The organism is Janthinobacterium lividum (assembly GCF_034424625.1).
Lineage (GTDB): Bacteria > Pseudomonadota > Gammaproteobacteria > Burkholderiales > Burkholderiaceae_D > Janthinobacterium > Janthinobacterium lividum.
Genome location: NZ_CP139977.1, coordinates 391,406 through 407,144, shown reverse-complemented (window position 1 = coordinate 407,144; position 15,739 = coordinate 391,406). Strand labels below are relative to the sequence as shown.

Sequence of the window (15,739 nt, the reverse complement as noted above, 5' to 3'; positions counted from 1 at the left end):
TTAGCTACTGGTGGCTATTCATATCTCCTATGTGACAAAAAGGAAATGTATGTTCAAGAGGATATTATTAGTTGTTTCGGCAATGACACTTGTCTCAAGTGCTTGGGCCGATGATGGAATATGCAAAACGATGGCAACGCTAGCCAAAACCTCTGCCGAGCAGCGAGATGCTGGAATAGCGCGCGACGCTCTACTCCGACGTTTGGTTCAGGAAGGCAAGCTCGAAAAGGGAGACGCTGCTACACCGTTCGTCTTTAATACCGTGGTGTGGGTCTACGATGAGAATATCTCTGCAAAAACGGCATATAGACAAATGTATGATAAATGCTCCAAGGCTCTTGCGAAAAGGCGTTAAATGTTAAATGTGTTGGGCTTGTCGTAAGCGTCTTGCCTGAGCCGTCTTGAGTTGAGCGTGGTATTGCGAGATGATGGCATCACACCGCAGGGAAGCGGGGTGTTTCAAGCCGTTGGAACCTGCGCGGCGAAGTGCCAGTATAGGAATTCGTCGACCCGGTTGGCCCAGTGGTCAGCGATGCGCGCGAGCACATGGCGTAGCCAGGCCTCAGGATTGACACCATTGAACTTGGCCGTCCCGAACAACGAGCAGATCAGGCCGGCGCGCTCGCCGCCACTGTCGGCGCGTTCAATGAGCCCCGTGCAGTGACAACTACCCTTCATCCTCCCGTAATGATTTGACCTAAGATAGGCCAGATTTCCCAGGTTTGGATTGTATGTGCATGATGCGTAGCGGCAATGAGCATCTTTCCGCCGATGTCAGACGCGATGAATTGCTCCGTCAAGTACTTAAAAACCTTGTAGCAATTCATAAGGGTTTGCGCATTTGCCAGGGCATTTGCGAGCGGGGATGGTTTCGTTTTTTGTGACATAGGGTACTCTCCTTAAGGTTGAAAAATGGGCCGTACGCTTATTACAGCTACTGGTTTTAAATTTCTTCGCCGTCCGCCCTCGGCTTGATCACTTGGCCGGCGTCGCACACGACTACCTGTGCGGTTGCGCAGGCTGCGTGCCACTCAAAACTACTGTCACGACTTGCTGTCCGTGCAAGCTCTCAACACATCATGCTGAAAAATCGACCTGCATTCCTCTGCTGGGTTTTCCATGTGTTAAATCCCTGGCCGATGTCAATGGCGCAGTAATTCAAGCACTGGTGTCGGAGTCAAGCGTGAACCTGGCGGCTAAAACAGTCGTCTGGCTTGTCTAGCACCGGGATTTATTCCCAGCGGCTAAATCAGCGCAAAGCGGTCAAAAAGATTGGTCAATGGGATGGGAGTAAAGCGAAGTGGAAGCAATCCAATGAAAGCGATGTACCCGGCAGGTACGATCACTGGCTGTTTATCCAATAGTGGGGGTTAAAACCACTGCAGTAAAACGATGGGAATGCCTTGCGGCTGCTTGTGCTGTAATGGCAGACTCTAATGGCTCCTTTCTCTGTCTATAGTGTGGGTTAGACGTTGAGTTCTCTCTAATATGCGACTTCTACCGGAGCAGGCTGCTGCTTGTCCTGTTACGGTACTAAAAGGTGCCGAGCACCCTTTTCCGCAATCTAGTCGTGATTACTAGACTAATCACGACTAGATGCGGGTGGATATGAAAGTGATGATGAAGGCTGGGGGCGGGACCAAGCGCAGCGGCAAGCCGGCCTCCGAGAGCATGAAGCCGGCGTAGGCGCCGACTGGCCCCACTTGATGCATTCGTGAGAGGGGCTGGCGTTAATGGACTATAATGATCCGTATAAGGAAGTTGAAGGGATAACATCATGACACTCAAAATTCGCACTAGCGCACGTAGGTTCAGCTCCCCAACAGTATTGAAGGGCGATGCCCCGTTCCTCGGCGCCACCGTCCAGGAATGGGACAAGGCGATCACCGGCAACATGGACAAGACGCTTGCCCAAGTCAAGCTGCGCGCAATGGGCAACGGCCCTAAGCGCGATGCTTCTAAGGCGACCACGTTCGATCTAGCCAGCTTCGCCGGAAAACGCTTGTCCAACGCTAAATAATTTTCCTTCTCCTTCTTGAAAACGCGGCTTCGACCGCGTTTTTCATATGTCCAACGAAAAAAAAGATAATGTGCTCGATCTGCATGTGGTGGTGTTCGCCGGTCCGAATGGGTCTGGGAAGACTTCGCTGATCGACGAAATCAAGCAGACAGGTCTGGCGACCGTCAGGGGCGTCTATCCTCTTCCGGCCTACTTCATCAACCCCGACCAGGTGGCCAAGGATCTGCAGGGCGAATTCCCGAACCAGAACGCCAGGGACGAGGCCGCGCAGAGCGCCGCCATGCGCATCCGTGCCGAAGCGACCGAGAGCAAGTTGCCGTTTGCCTTCGAGACCGTCATGTCCCATCCGTCGCGCATCAACGAAATGCTGATGCTTAAGGAGCAAGACTACCGCCTGTTCCTGACCTTCATCACCACCGACGACCCGGAAAAGAACGTCGATCGAGTGACGCTGCGCTACGAAACTGGCACGACTACGGGGCACTACGTCGCGCCCGATAAAGTGCGGGAACGCTACCACCGCACGCTCGCGCTGCTCCCGCGCGCGGCCGAGATTGCCGATGCCGTCTACATCTACGATAACTCCGTCGATTTCGAGAAGCCCAAGCTGCAGGCCGTTATCGAGCGCGATGGGCAGTTCTCAATCTCACCGGATGTGAAGGATTGGGTCATCCAACGCCTGGTCCATCCGCTACAGCAACGCGAACGGGAACTGGACCAACTGATCGCCGATCTCGATAAAGTCGGATATCAGGTTGGCGACGTAGACGAGCTCCACGGCACCTACAGGGGCGCGATACTTTCGATGACCACCTACTTCCTGACCCAGCTGGACGACACGACCAAACAGGCCGTGATCCACGACCGGCTCATGCTCGACACGGGTATCAAAGGGGCCGGCAACGAGCCTCCCATCTATGCACACAGTGAAAGTGTGACGATCCACTATTCGCAGGCAAACGCACCCCGGGTGGAGCGTCACGGTTTGCCGCCTAAGTAAGCGGCCGCATGCGCGCATAAGAGCCAACGTCAGAGCCGGAATGTGCAGCCGCTGTGCATGGCCAATCCTGGACGTCATTGGCTATGTGTGTCCGGTCATGCTGCCGAACTCCCCCCACTGATTCGCCAAATACACCGCCAGCGTACCCAATCCCTGATCTCATCTAGCGCATCCAGCAAATGATGGACCACCTGGCGTAGTCAACTGTGCCTCCATAGTGCTCAAAAGCATGCGCTCTGTTACAACCTCGGTTAGCTATGCCATGCTTCGCCCGCAGTTATGACTAGGGAAGGCCTGCTTTTGCTAGCGCGCGGAAGGAGTCTCTGCAGGGCAGGGGAGATAGACAGGCCAGACCCGATCTCGTCGTTGGAGCAGGCAGCGACGAGATCGCACACCAGCTGCTTGGCAGGGCGCCCGGGCTCCTAGCGCGATTCATCGGTTTTTTGTCTTTCATGAGCTATGGATCAGGAGTGTCTATGCTTCATGTGGAGATTCAGTTTGATCTTGCCCCCGTACGCCGAGCCACGAAGTCTCGAAATCATGAAATACATCATCCACAAGAGGAATCCGCATGCGGAAGTCCTGAACTGGTTTTGCGCCTGCAGAGTTACCGGCTGAGGGGAAAATATCAGCACAGCCTTTGCCGATGGGCTACGGGACTACAGTCGTCCCAAATCTCTTGTGGCGATCTGCCACCGGTCATATGCAAAGAAGGAGTTCGGTGTAGGGAAGGGGCTGTCGATCTCAAAAATACAACCACTTTAGTAGAGGTGCTCAATTCTTGGCTCAGAAACTTAAAAAAATAGTTGACCTACGAGAATGATCGTTCTACTATATTGAGAACGATCATTCTACATCTTACGCCACATGGATACTTCCCAAGACTCGCCCCTTAACGCCCGCCTGTTGGCAAGCACGGAGAAGCTCATTTACTCCGGGGGCATTCACGCGACTGGCATGGACGCGATAGTCAGAGAGTCGGGTGTGGCTCGGCGCAGTATTTACAAGCTTTACCCAAACAAAGAGGAGCTGGTGGCAGCGGCCCTGCAGGGGAGGGACGAGCGGTGGATGTCGTGGTTTATTGAGGAAACTTCGCGGGCCAGTACGCCTATCGGGCGGCTGGAGTCGGTGTTTCTCGCTCTCCGGCAGTGGTTTGACGCTGCTGACTTCCACGGATGTGCCTTCATCAATGCGGCGGGTGAGTTGGGCGTTACGAACCCCGAAATTGGGGCCGTTTCTGCGCGGCATAAAGAGCGTCTGCTTTCCTACCTTCGTGAGCTGACCAATGAGTCAGGTCTGGCGAATCCTGATGAAGTCGCAACCTATTTTCTAATCCTAATCGACGGCGCGACAGCAGTTGCCATGGTCACTGGCGATGCTAGTGCCGCCGATAGTGCAGGCAGGGCGGCAGCCCTGCTTTTATCAACCCTGCCGCGACAGGCAGGATCTAGTTCACCTAACCGTTAAGGTCATATCATGTCATCCAGTACTGAAATTCGTCCGCCCCTTCCGCCATTCACCCGCGAGTCAGCGATTGAAAAGGTCCGCCTCGCTGAAGATGGATGGAACAGCCGCGATGCGGCAAAGGTTTCCCTGGCCTATAGCCTGGATACCAAGTGGCGCAATCGCGCTGAATTCGCCAATGGCCGCGACGAAGCGCGAGCCTTCCTTGATCGCAAGTGGTCCAAGGAATTGGAATATCGTCTCATCAAGGAGCTGTGGGCGTTTACAGGGAACCGCATTGGTGTGCGCTATGCCTATGAATGGTGCGATGACTCCGGCAACTGGTTCCGTTCCTATGGGAATGAGAATTGGGAATTCAATGAAGATGGGCTGATGGCCAACCGTTACGCCTGCGTCAACGATCTCCCCATTAAGGAATCCGAGCGCTTGTTCCACTGGCCGTTGGGACGCCGCCCCGACGATCATCCGAGCCTGTCCGACCTGGGTCTGTAACTAGACTTCGCGCGGGGCGGTCGCGGTTTGCGCCACGGCCGCCCGTTGCAGCGGCACGGATTATGTCACGCGAAGGCGGCTCGTCCGGACCATGCACGATCCGTTGCGCCTGTGTTCCCCTTTAAACTCCCCGTGTAATGCACGGTAACTAGACTGGGCTTGCCATCTGATCTGTGCCGGTGCCCTTTCTCCGCGTAGGCTGGTGGCGGTCAAGCGAATGCACCGCCTCCGCGAGCTTCACCTTCTTGCTAGATTCTTCTCCCGCCTTCGGCTCCGTCTTTGGCTACGGCGCGAGCTGGCTCTGCCGACCACCTTGGGTCGGGTCAGAATAATAGACAAGCTGTCTTAGGCGGTTGAGTACCCGGCAGCCGGAATAGTTTCGTAAGGGAACGGCGGCCAGCGGCCCGGCAAAGGTTTAGTTTATGTCGGGGATGGGGGGAGTGACGGCCGCGGATAGTTTCGGGCCGCCACGTCCATTCAGTTGGCGCGGTGTGTGCTGCGTTGAAGCGCCAGACGCATGGTTCGGTTTTCGCGTGCGGGGATTGCCATCGTCTCTTATCAAATGAACGCCGGTTCCGACCAGGATGGCGGGGCCATCAGCCAAAATGGCAGGGTGCCTGAGCAATTTATACAACAAGGGAAACAAATGATCAGTGCACATGAGAAACAAAAAACGCTCAGTGTCGCCGCCCGGCTTGGGCTGAGCTTTGCCCTGGTGCTGGCGATGATGCTGGTGCTGACGGTGGTGAGCATCCGTAAGGTAAATTCGATCGAAGGCAGCCTCACGACGGTGAGCGAGGACAATAACGTCAAGCAACGCTATGCCATCAACTTTCGTGGCAGCGTCCATGACCGCGCTATCGCCCTGCGCGACCTGACCCTGGTAGGCGATACCGAGGTCAAGGATGTCGTATTGCTGATCGACCGCCTCGACGCCGACTACCAGCAGTCGGCCAAGCCCCTCGATGAGATCTTCTCCGCCCATGGAGTACATGCACCCAATACGAAGGAGCGCGAGGCCCTGGCCCGGATCAAGGCGGTAGAAGCCCGCAGTGTGCCGCTGGCCGCGCGCATCATGGCTTTGCGCGCCAGCGGTGACGCCGATGGCGCGCGCCGGGTCATGCTGGCCGAGGCCAAGCCGGCCTTTATCGAATGGCTGGCGACGGTCAATGCGTTCATCGATCTGCAGGAAAGCATGAGTCAGGCCGAATCGGCCAAGGCACGTTCGACGGCACGCGGCTTCCAGACCTTCATGCTGGTGCTGCTGGCGATCGCCATGGTGGCCGGCGCGGTCCTGGCCATGCTGATCACCCGCAGCATCGGCCGCGCCCTGGGTGCCGAGCCTGACGAAGTCAAGCAGCTGGCATTGGCGGTCGATCGCGGCGAGCTGTATCACACCGTGACGCTGCGGCGGGTCGAGTCCGGCAAGCATCAGAGCATCATGGCCGCGCTCGCCGAGATGAGCGGCAATCTGCGCAGTACCGTGACCGAGGTACGGGATGCCGCCTCCGGTGTCGCCACCATCAGCGCCCAGATCGCCGCCGCCAATGGCGACCTGTCGGCCCGTACGGAAGACCAGGCCGCCTCCCTGGAAGAGACCGCCTCGGCCATGGAACAGCTGACCGCCACCGTCAAGCAGAATGACGGCCATGCACACGAGGCCAACCAACTGGCCCACAACGCCTCGGACATCGCCAAAGAAGGCGGTGCCATCGTGGACGAAGTGGTGCACACCATGGCAGCAATCAATACCTCCTCCCGCAAAATCGTCGACATCATCGGCGTGATCGACGGCATAGCCTTCCAGACCAACATCCTGGCCCTGAATGCCGCCGTGGAAGCGGCACGCGCCGGAGAGCAGGGGCGCGGCTTCGCGGTGGTGGCCACCGAGGTACGCAACCTGGCCCAGCGTAGCGCCGCAGCGGCCAAGGAGGTCAAACAGCTCATTGATGCCTCGGTGGACAACGTGGAGGCAGGCACGCGCCTGGTCGAACGCGCCGGCGAGACCATGGAGCAGATCGTGGCCAGCGTGCGGCAGGTCACCGATGTGATGGGCGAGATTTCCTCGGCCAGCCGTGAACAAAGCCTGGGTATCGAAGAGGTGCACAAGGCCATCGCGCTGATGGACCAGGTCACACAACAGAACGCCACCCTGGTGGAACAAGCCAGCGCCGCCGTGGGTAGTCTGCAAGACCAGGCCCGGCACCTGACGCACGCCGTAGGGGTGTTCCAGTTGGGCAGGCCCTCTCCGGCGGCACAGGTCATGGACCTTGCCCTCTCTCTCGAAGATGCCACTGTGCAAATCGCGGAACCGGCCTCGCCGCCCCCGCTGCGCCTGGTCAACGTCGGCAAGCGTGCCCGTGGCTAACGACAGGATGGCCCTGACGGCCCGGCCCGGCGATGAACCGCAGCGCCTGGCCGCGCTGCATGCCCTGCACTTGCTCGACACGGGCACCTCCGAAGACCTGGACAACATCACTCGCCTGTGCCACTCCCTGTTCGAGGTCAGCGGTGCCTACATCTCGCTCATCGACGCTCGGCAACAGTGGATCAAGTCGCAAAGTGGCCCTGATATGTGCGCGGCCTCGCGTGAGCTGTCCTTCTGCGACCATACCGTCAGCCAGCGCGCCCTGATGCTGGTTGAGGACGCTGCCGCCGATGCACGCTTCGCCGACAACCCGCTGGTCGCAGGCCCCCCGTACATCCGCTTCTACGCGGGGGCGCCGCTGCTCACGCCCGAAGGCCACGCCATCGGCGCCCTGTGCGTGACCGATACCCGGCGCCGAAGCTTTGACGCTGCCCAGCGCCGGCAACTGCAACAACTGGCCGCGTTGGCCATGTCGCCGCTGCTGCTGCGACGTGCCATCGGACGGGTCGATTCCCTGACCGCCATGCCCAACAAGTACCAGCTGCGCGAGGATCTGGCGTCGCTGGTGCCGGTCGATGCGTCGGCGCAGGGCGCGTCGACGAGCCTTCGCTCGCTCGCCTACATCGACATGCCCGACGCCACTACTTCCTTCGAGATCGCTAGCGTACTGGGCCCGCGCATCCACGACGAGTTGATCCGCAACGTCGGCCAACGCCTGCAGATTTTGCTCAGGGGCGAGGCCGACGTGTATCACATCAGTGATGGCCGCTTCGCGCTGCTCTCGCATGCAGGCAGGGGCGATACGCTGGGCCTGCATCTGCGCGGCCTGACGGCGGCACTGGAAGAGCCGGTGGAGAGTATGGCAGTTCCCCTGAACCTGCCCAGCTATGGTGGCATTGTCCGCGTGGAACCGACCCACGACAGCCTGCGCGATGCACCGCGCAAGGCAGTGGCTGCGCTGCACGAGGCGCTGGCACGGCGCCAGCGCTGGTCCGACTATGATGCCGAAGCCGATGTGCTGCACCAGCGGCGTTTCCGCTTGCTCAATGACATTCAGGATGCGCTGCTGCCTAATCAAGCGGACGGGCGCGGCCTGACATTGGACTTCCAGCCCAAACTGGACTTGCGCAGCAACCGCTATCACGGCGGAGAAGCGCTACTGCGCTGGCGGCATCACGAGCTGGGGCCGATTTCGCCGGCGGAATTCATCCCGCTGGTCGAGCGCACCGCCCTGATTCGGCCCGTGTCGGCATGGGTCGTCGCGGCGGCTCTGCGGCAGATGGCGGCATGGAAGGACGAGGGCTTGCCGGTCAAGCTCGCCATCAACCTGGCGGCGCCCAATTTCGAGGAGGCGGACCTGATCAAACGTCTTGAAGCGGCTTGCCGGGAAACCGGGATCGAGCCGTCCATGGTGGAGATCGAGTGCACCGAGGGCTTGTGGATGCATAGCCCGGCGGTGCTCAACTTGCTGCACGAGATCCGTGCGCTGGGCATGGGACTGGCCCTGGATGACTTCGGTACTGGCTACAGCAATTTCGCCTACCTGCAGCAAGTTCCGGCCTCGGTGGTGAAAATCGACCAGTCGCTGATCCGCCACCTCGACACCAGCCCGCGCGACCGGCGCATCGCACAGTCGCTGATTGCTCTAGCTAAGGAGCTGGAGTACCACATCGTAGCCGAAGGCGTCGAAACAGCGGAAACCTTGGCGCTGCTACGCGAGTGGGGCGTGGATGAAGCACAGGGTTACTACATGGCCAAGCCACTAACCGCCGAGGCCTTTGCAGTGCATCTACGGGCAACGTTCGATCACCTGTAGCTCTCGGGCGCAGACGAGGAGTGCGAAGATATTCTTAGAACGTGTTCACGATCTCCTGATCAGCATCGCCAGGAACGTCAAGTGGATGAACTGCAAGCGGGTGTTGAGCCATCGTTCGCAGTTTTTCCATAGTCGTCTGTTTTTCTCCAGCTAGGCAAAGCTGCGCTCTACCACCCAGCGCTTGGGGATCGACGAACAGCTCGTGCACGCGGCTACGCAATGCCATGCGCTCAACATCAATGTGCCGGGCGCGCTCCCGATACGCATACAGGCATAACCGCGCTGCGTCGAACACCGCGCAGATCAACTCGATTGATTCGTCACCACAAATCTGATCGATTACCTCGTACGTTCTATCCCTTCCGACATCAAGAGCGCGGTAGCCTTTTTTAAAATAGACTTCTCCCGCTCGAGACGCTCAATGCGTGCTTCGAGTTCCTGTATTCGCTGCTGATCAGGCGTCATTGCCTTACTCTGTGGCGTGATGCCATGCCGCTCTAACTGAAGCTGCTGCACCCAGCGGCGCAGCACTGATTCGCCGATGCCGACCGACCGGCTTGCCTCCACGTGGCTGTATCCTTGATCCAGCACCAAGCATGCTGCCTGCTGTTTGAATTCAGGGGGAAACGTACGTCTTTGCTTGCTCATCAAACACCTCTCTATGGCGAGCATTCTCGCCTAAATCAGTGTCCGGGTACATTAAACCACTACAGTCCGCTTCCGCCCCTTTGCGGACTGTCGGAGATCCGGGAAAACCCATCAACTTGTTTGCTCAACGGTGTGCGGAAGCGGGCACGGCCTGCTGTAGTTGGAGCTACTTCAAATTCCACCGCAGCTTACGCGGCTTGCGCTCCTAGATCCTTAGCCAACTTGTTCGCTTAGCCCAGTATCTATCTAAACCGCTAGATGATCCGCCCCATCTCCTTAAATCGATGTTTCAGGTTGGTCAAAACGTAATTTTCATCGGTCTTGAACCTTTCCAAAACACGATCGTATGCCTTTAGAAGTCTTTGGTCCTGGACGCCTGCAAGTGCCTGAAGTGCTGAGTGAACGACTTTTGCGGAAATATCATCCAATCCGAGAATGAAAAGATCAACCAAATTATTCTTGTTTCTCAGTTTCCCGAGTGAATAGAATGCGGTCACGCGAATGTTTTCATCCTCATGCGTGCAGAATGGCCTGAAGTCTTCGCTAAAATCCATGCTCGACTCCACCAGTAGATAAGATATCACTCGAAATGTCTCTGACGTATGGACTTTCGGTAGGCGACTTCTCAGCAAGGCGCTCCATTCATTCGCTTTATTCTTGGCATACCAATTAATGTTCTGGCAGGCCGCGAGGCAATCATAATCGTCACTAAGAATGTGCGCATGAAGGGATTGCCGGGCCATGAGGTACGAAAATTTAGTCAGCATCGCGAGCGCGAGGCGGCGAATCTCCGCGTCTTCTTCACCGCAAAGCTCAAGCAGTTTGCGGCAATTCTCGTCGGTCGCAGTAGCAAGCTTGGTGAGTCCCTTGAGGGCCTCAAGTTTCGTATCACGGTTATTCGCCTCAGCGTACGCATGCATTAGCTGATTGTCATCGCCTCTCATTGTGTAACCGAACCATGTCGGACCACCTTCCGTTAGATAACCGGCTATTACTTCGTCAAGCCAGCGCTCATACCAATCAAGGAAATTCATCTCGAACGCGAACTGCGGTCGATGTAAGTCGAGATCCAAGTTCACAACCCGACCAGCATGCGGGCCATTTAGAACGAGGGCGTGAATACACGTGCATCCCTGTGAGCCGATTGGCAATAGCCCTCCGTAGATTTTCTCTCGCTCCTTTTCATATTCCTCGTCCGAGATTTCGTCATCATCCTTGATACGCTCTATCAATCTTTCCCATTCCTCGTCTGTTATGGCGGGATTAATGATTGCAGGATTATTCAAATGTGATGCCGGTCTTTCGGCGAGTTCATCTACACCGTGACCAAGCGGATATATTCCATAAAATGGCCCTGCGGCTGATCCGCAAGTAGATTGTCCGCCGTTGCCCAGCGAAGTCAAAAAAGAACGATAACATTCTGGCAAAACCAGTGAGAAGCGTTTTTCGAAGGCACTGACTTCGCGTTCTGGCGCCGGCGGCTTGATTCTATATTGATGAGAATCCGCGCCAAAGACCTTGAGCTCCTTGTCTGCCTTCTGCGCGTTCGTTAGTTTCGTCTTGATACGTTGGATTTGTTTACTATGGCTATTTGTTGTCGGCTTAGGTTTCAAACTTCCCGACAGGCCATTAAGAAATTTTAAGAAAAGATTCGCCATGTAAGAAAAACTATAAGAGATGAAGTCGCTGTCAACGGCAGGTTTTGGCCGGTTGCCGTCGTTGCCAGGTCCCGCCCCGAAGCGGACGACTGTTACTTGTTAGCTTTCCGGTCCAAGACTTCACCCAGGGAAGTGTCCGGGAACTTACGCCAGTCTCGAGGTTCCGTACTCCGGACAAGATTTTCAACAGCAGCCATGGCGTCGCTGTTCTCAACACCAACTGCTGTCGCGAGAACGTGATTCTGCGCATGCCGCTCTGAACGGTTCGCTCGTGCTTTAGCTAGCGGGATGCCTTTGCGTGAGGCCTTGCTGTTTTCACCATACGTGTTGCGGCGGTCTTTCTCGTAGCTGAGGCACTTTTTCTCTTGAGGAGTTTTCGGTTGCACTGCCATCTATCTTTCCCTTTCACATCCATAACTGAAGGTCCGCTCTTGGCTGCGGACTCAATCGTTCAACGCAACACTTTAACTTAAATGCATCGTTGCAGAGCGGAAATGATGCGAGAGATAGATCGAATCGACTGCTCCGCGCACCGCGAAACCCAGGATTAACGTTGCAAGAGGTTTAGCCACGGAAGAGTTCATGGTGGAATCCACCAAAGCTCAAGCAGCTCTTGCTGGTGCGCGGCATGAGTCTCTGCAGGGCAGGAGATAGACAGGCCAGTCCCGATCTCGTCGTTGGATCAGGCAGCTACGAGATCGCACACCAGGTGCCTCGCAGGACGCCCAGGCCCTTAACACGATCAATCTGTTTTGCATCATCCAAGAACTATGGATCATTAGAGTCTAAGCTACTGGTGGCGATTCAGATGCTCAAGCCGGAACTCTTGGCACGTTAGCGTACATGCTCAGATTCGAACTGCTTACGACATACTGTATATTTACCACTGTGATAAGTTAGCTCAATATGAAGGTCTTCTCTGCCGACAATGAGTCCAACCTGCGACCTGCCATCAGCTCGCTTGGAGGCAGAGTTTCGCCATTCCCGCCTGTCCAAGCAGGAAGGTAACGGAACATTCTCGGGATGTGTGTGCCACTCCCCTAAATAACGAATCAGGCCCTGACTTTCATCCCATTGACGCCGAGCGATTTCCTGATGACCCTGTGGACGCCTTAGGAAGAAAAACATCCTTCGCTTGTCGGCCGAGGTTGGCTCTGTTGCTTCGATTATTTCCAGATGTTGGCCCCTTACGTACCCCAACAGTATCCCGCCACTCTCCGGCATGGTTGAGTCAACCTGGGCATACTTCTCAAACACTTTGATTACTTCTGGGCTGAGCAGCAGAAACCCGCCATCATCGACTTTCCACAAATCTAGGTAGTGCATGCAGGGCAGCCTTCGATAGGTTCAGGAGTTGCCAGCGCTGATGCAGAAGTGAATTCATTACTCAGAACTGACGTGCGAAGTGTCGGCTGGACCTTTCCAGCAACCCAATCCATAATCATTTCGGCACCTAAGCAAGCGGCCTTAATTGAAACCGTTGCCGGAAATGGCACATAGTCCTGTTCACACCCCTGTCCCTCAAATTTCGGCGGTATAAGCTCAACTGTCGTTCTATACTTGCCGTTACGATTGTGCGTAGTCAGACAATGTGAACAAGCATGTCCTTCTCCTGCTCGCAAAAATCCACCAACCGCCACACCAGCGCCCTCTATCCATACGGTGAGTGTGGCCTTTTTTTTGTATTTTTTGGCTAAGTAGCTCGCAACGGCACCTTCCGCTGTAGCATCGACAATCAAGTCCGCCTCCGTAAGGTTCATTTCTTTGACCATTACACCCATCGCTTTCACCGACGTATCCGGAAGGTTTACTGCTATATAGTGTGCCAAGGACTACCGCGGCTGCCTCAGTAGCATATGACATCCTTCGCCGTCCATTATGGCGAAGGAAATCCAGCTTTTACTTGAACGCGGCAGGACTCTCCACAGGGTACGGAGGATAGGCAGGTCAAGCCCGATCTCGTCGTTGGATCAGGCAGCTACGAGATCGCTCACCAGACACCTGGCAGGCCACCCAAGCCCGTAACACGATCCATCGATTTTTCATCCTTCAAGAACTATGGATCAGGTGCGTAGTGCGTATACTCTACTGGTGCAATACAATGCCAAAAATTTAAGCTGGCGCCTTCGTCTCCCGGATATCATCCTGCACAATTTCGCCCTGCTGTAGCACGACTACCCTTTGCGCCATGGCTATAGTTTCTGGACGATGCGCGACGATCACACGTGTCAATTGGATACTTTGTATTGCAGCATTCACCGCTTGTTCATTCCATACATCCAGATGGCTAGTGGCTTCGTCGAGTACCAGCAACTTCGGATTCTTATACAGGGCGCGCGCCAGCAAGATGCGCTGTTTCTGGCCGCCCGACAGGCCGCTGCCGATGTCGCCCACAAGGGTGTTGAAGCCCATCGGCATGGCGGCGATTTCCACATGCACGGCCGCAAGTTGCGCGCAAGCCTGCACCTGCTGGACATTGGGGGAGGGGGAAAAAAAGCTGATGTTGTCGGCGATGGAGCCGGCAAACAGGGAGTCTTCCTGCATCACCGTGCCCAGCAATTGCCGGTAGTTTGTCAAGCCCAGGCTGCCCAGCTTAATGCCGCCGATGAGAATTTCACCCTCGGTGGGCTCCAGCAAGCCCAGCAGCAACTTCATGAGGGTCGTCTTGCCGCAGCCGGACGGGCCGGTGACTGCGATGCACTGCCCGGCGGGAATGCTCAGATTGAGGCCGCTCAATACATAGGGTTCGCTGTCGGCGTAGCGGAAAGCCAAGTTGCGGATCTCGATCGACGGCGAGATATCGTCCATGTCCAGCTCGACGTCGCTGCCGTCTACTTCCGCGTCCGTCAGAACGATATCGGCCACGCGCTCGCCATGCAGGCGTAGCATGCGCAGCTCGAACAATTTGTCGATTAGGCTGGCCATGCGCTGGCTGAACTGGTCCTTGTAGCTGATGAAGGCGAACAGCATACCGACCGAAAAGCGGTTGTCCAGCACCGCCAGCGCCGCCATCCAGATGACGATCACCCGTTCGGCGCTGAAGAGCAAAGTATTAACCGTCTGGTAGGACACGGACAGCTTGGCGATGCGCAGATCGGCATTGAACTGGTCGGCCAGCGCGTTGGTCCAGCTGGCGCGGCGCTCAGCCGCGCGGTCGAACAGGCGGATGCTCTGGATGCCGCGTACGGATTCCAGGAAGTGCGTCTGCTGCCGGGCCGCGTGGATGATCTGTTCGGCCGTCGCCTCACGCATGTTCTTGAACAGGGCCCAGCGCAGCAAGACATACAACAGCACGGCGATGCAGGCCACGCCCGCCAGCAGCGGACTGTAGAACAGCATCATGCCCAGGGTAGCGAGCACCAGCACGCCATCGATAGCGCCTTCGACGAATTGTGTCGTCAGACTACTTTGCATGGTCTGGATGGAGTTGAAGCGCGAGACGATGTCACCTGTGTGGCGCTTCTCGAAATACGGCAACGGTAATTTTAAAAGGTGAGCAAAAGCGTTGCCCAGCCATTGCAAATTCAAATTGGTGGCCAGCACGGTAGTGATCCAGGAGCGCACGGCGCCGATTGCCGTTTGCACCAGCACCAGCAGCAGAAAACCGCAGCCAAGCACGGTGATCAGGTCGCGGTCGCCGGCCAGTAGCGCCTCGTCGACCAGCCATTGCATGTAGAACGGCGCCACCAGCGCGCACACCTGCAAGGCCAGGCCCAGCACCAGTAATTGCAGCAGGCCGCGTTTCAGGCCCACCACGCGCCCCATCAGCGACAGCAGGGAAAACTGCTGCTTTTCCTCGGCCTTTTTGAATTCGGCGGTGGGTATCAGTTCCAGCGCCACGCCCGTAAAGTGTTTCGCCACTTCCGCCAGCGGCAGGCGGCGCTCGCCCACGGCCGGGTCATGGATCACGGCATGGCTGCCGGAGACGGACTTGAGGACGACAAAATGGTTCAAGTCCCAATGCAAGATGGCGGGCAGCTTTAGCTCGGGCAGATGCTGCATGTCGAGTTTCAAGGGCCGCGTATGTAGGGCCAGCCCCTGCGCCATCGCCATCAGCCCTTTTAAAGTCACTCCTTTCAATGACACGGAAAAGCGCCGGCGCATGCTGGAAATGTCGGTCTGGTGGCCCCAGTAACTGGCCACCATCGATAAACAGGCCAGGCCGCATTCGGCCGCTTCCGTTTGCAGCAGGACGGGCAGGCGCTGGCTGCGCCAGAAGGACAGGTGGGCGAGATCAGGGAGGTGCATGCAGCGCAGACGTAAAGTATTGTGG

The 15,739-nt window shown here is 56.8% G+C and carries 13 protein-coding genes and 2 pseudogenes; 7 read left to right on the top strand and 8 right to left on the bottom strand.

Annotation, left to right across the window (positions count from 1 at the left end):
• The first annotated feature begins 49 nt into the window (after positions 1-49).
• Positions 50-355: a hypothetical protein gene (locus U0004_RS29950; RefSeq protein WP_115057675.1), complete on the top strand. Its 306-nt coding sequence runs from the start codon at positions 50-52 to the stop codon at positions 353-355.
• Between the two features lie 104 nt (positions 356-459).
• Here U0004_RS29950 and U0004_RS29945 read toward each other — a convergent pair.
• Positions 460-651, bottom strand: a pseudogene (locus U0004_RS29945) (transposase domain-containing protein); the annotation flags it as partial.
• A 1,126-nt stretch (positions 652-1,777) separates the two neighbouring features.
• Between U0004_RS29945 and U0004_RS29940 the strand changes: the two are divergent.
• The 6 genes from U0004_RS29940 (at position 1,778) to U0004_RS29915 (ending at position 9,160) form a co-directional block, all read left to right on the top strand.
• Entirely contained in the window at positions 1,778-2,020 is a 243-nt protein-coding gene (locus tag U0004_RS29940) for a hypothetical protein (RefSeq protein WP_070259990.1), read from the top strand.
• Positions 2,021-2,066: 46 nt separating this feature from the next.
• Entirely contained in the window at positions 2,067-3,020 is a 954-nt protein-coding gene (locus U0004_RS29935) for a zeta toxin family protein (protein ID WP_070259988.1), read from the top strand.
• An 867-nt stretch (positions 3,021-3,887) separates the two neighbouring features.
• Complete coding sequence (locus U0004_RS29930; RefSeq protein ID WP_070259986.1) at positions 3,888-4,487, top strand: TetR/AcrR family transcriptional regulator; 600 nt, start codon at positions 3,888-3,890, stop codon at positions 4,485-4,487.
• 9 nt (positions 4,488-4,496) lie between these two features.
• Complete coding sequence (locus tag U0004_RS29925; RefSeq protein WP_070259985.1) at positions 4,497-4,976, top strand: nuclear transport factor 2 family protein; 480 nt, start codon at positions 4,497-4,499, stop codon at positions 4,974-4,976.
• 646 nt (positions 4,977-5,622) lie between these two features.
• Positions 5,623-7,344: a methyl-accepting chemotaxis protein gene (locus U0004_RS29920; protein WP_070260012.1), complete on the top strand. Its 1,722-nt coding sequence runs from the start codon at positions 5,623-5,625 to the stop codon at positions 7,342-7,344.
• A 7-nt stretch (positions 7,345-7,351) separates the two neighbouring features.
• Positions 7,352-9,160 (top strand): sensor domain-containing phosphodiesterase, encoded by a 1,809-nt coding sequence (locus tag U0004_RS29915; protein WP_070259983.1) that lies wholly within the window; start codon positions 7,352-7,354, stop codon positions 9,158-9,160.
• A gap of 45 nt (positions 9,161-9,205) precedes the next feature.
• Here the strand turns inward: U0004_RS29915 and U0004_RS29910 are convergent.
• The 7 genes and pseudogenes from U0004_RS29910 to U0004_RS29880 all read right to left on the bottom strand — a co-directional run.
• A pseudogene (locus tag U0004_RS29910) lies at positions 9,206-9,349 on the bottom strand (transposase); the annotation flags it as partial.
• Between the two features lie 150 nt (positions 9,350-9,499).
• A complete protein-coding gene (locus U0004_RS29905; RefSeq protein WP_070260010.1) occupies positions 9,500-9,808 on the bottom strand; it encodes a transposase in 309 nt (102 codons plus the stop codon).
• Between the two features lie 254 nt (positions 9,809-10,062).
• The gene (locus U0004_RS29900) at positions 10,063-11,466 is read right to left on the bottom strand and encodes an SMI1/KNR4 family protein (RefSeq protein ID WP_081345892.1); all 1,404 of its coding nucleotides are present in this window, start codon (positions 11,464-11,466) and stop codon (positions 10,063-10,065) included.
• 92 nt (positions 11,467-11,558) lie between these two features.
• Positions 11,559-11,858: a hypothetical protein gene (locus U0004_RS29895; protein WP_139144280.1), complete on the bottom strand. Its 300-nt coding sequence runs from the start codon at positions 11,856-11,858 to the stop codon at positions 11,559-11,561.
• A gap of 442 nt (positions 11,859-12,300) precedes the next feature.
• Positions 12,301-12,690, bottom strand: a complete 390-nt coding sequence (locus U0004_RS29890; RefSeq protein ID WP_327076268.1) for a Mov34/MPN/PAD-1 family protein — start codon at positions 12,688-12,690, stop codon at positions 12,301-12,303.
• An 89-nt stretch (positions 12,691-12,779) separates the two neighbouring features.
• A complete protein-coding gene (locus U0004_RS29885) occupies positions 12,780-13,256 on the bottom strand; it encodes a hypothetical protein (protein WP_139144279.1) in 477 nt (158 codons plus the stop codon).
• A 322-nt stretch (positions 13,257-13,578) separates the two neighbouring features.
• Positions 13,579-15,714 carry a peptidase domain-containing ABC transporter gene (locus U0004_RS29880; protein WP_070259978.1) on the bottom strand — a complete coding sequence of 712 codons (2,136 nt, stop codon included), beginning with the start codon at positions 15,712-15,714 and terminating at the stop codon, positions 13,579-13,581.
• Between the last annotated feature and the right edge of the window lie 25 nt (positions 15,715-15,739).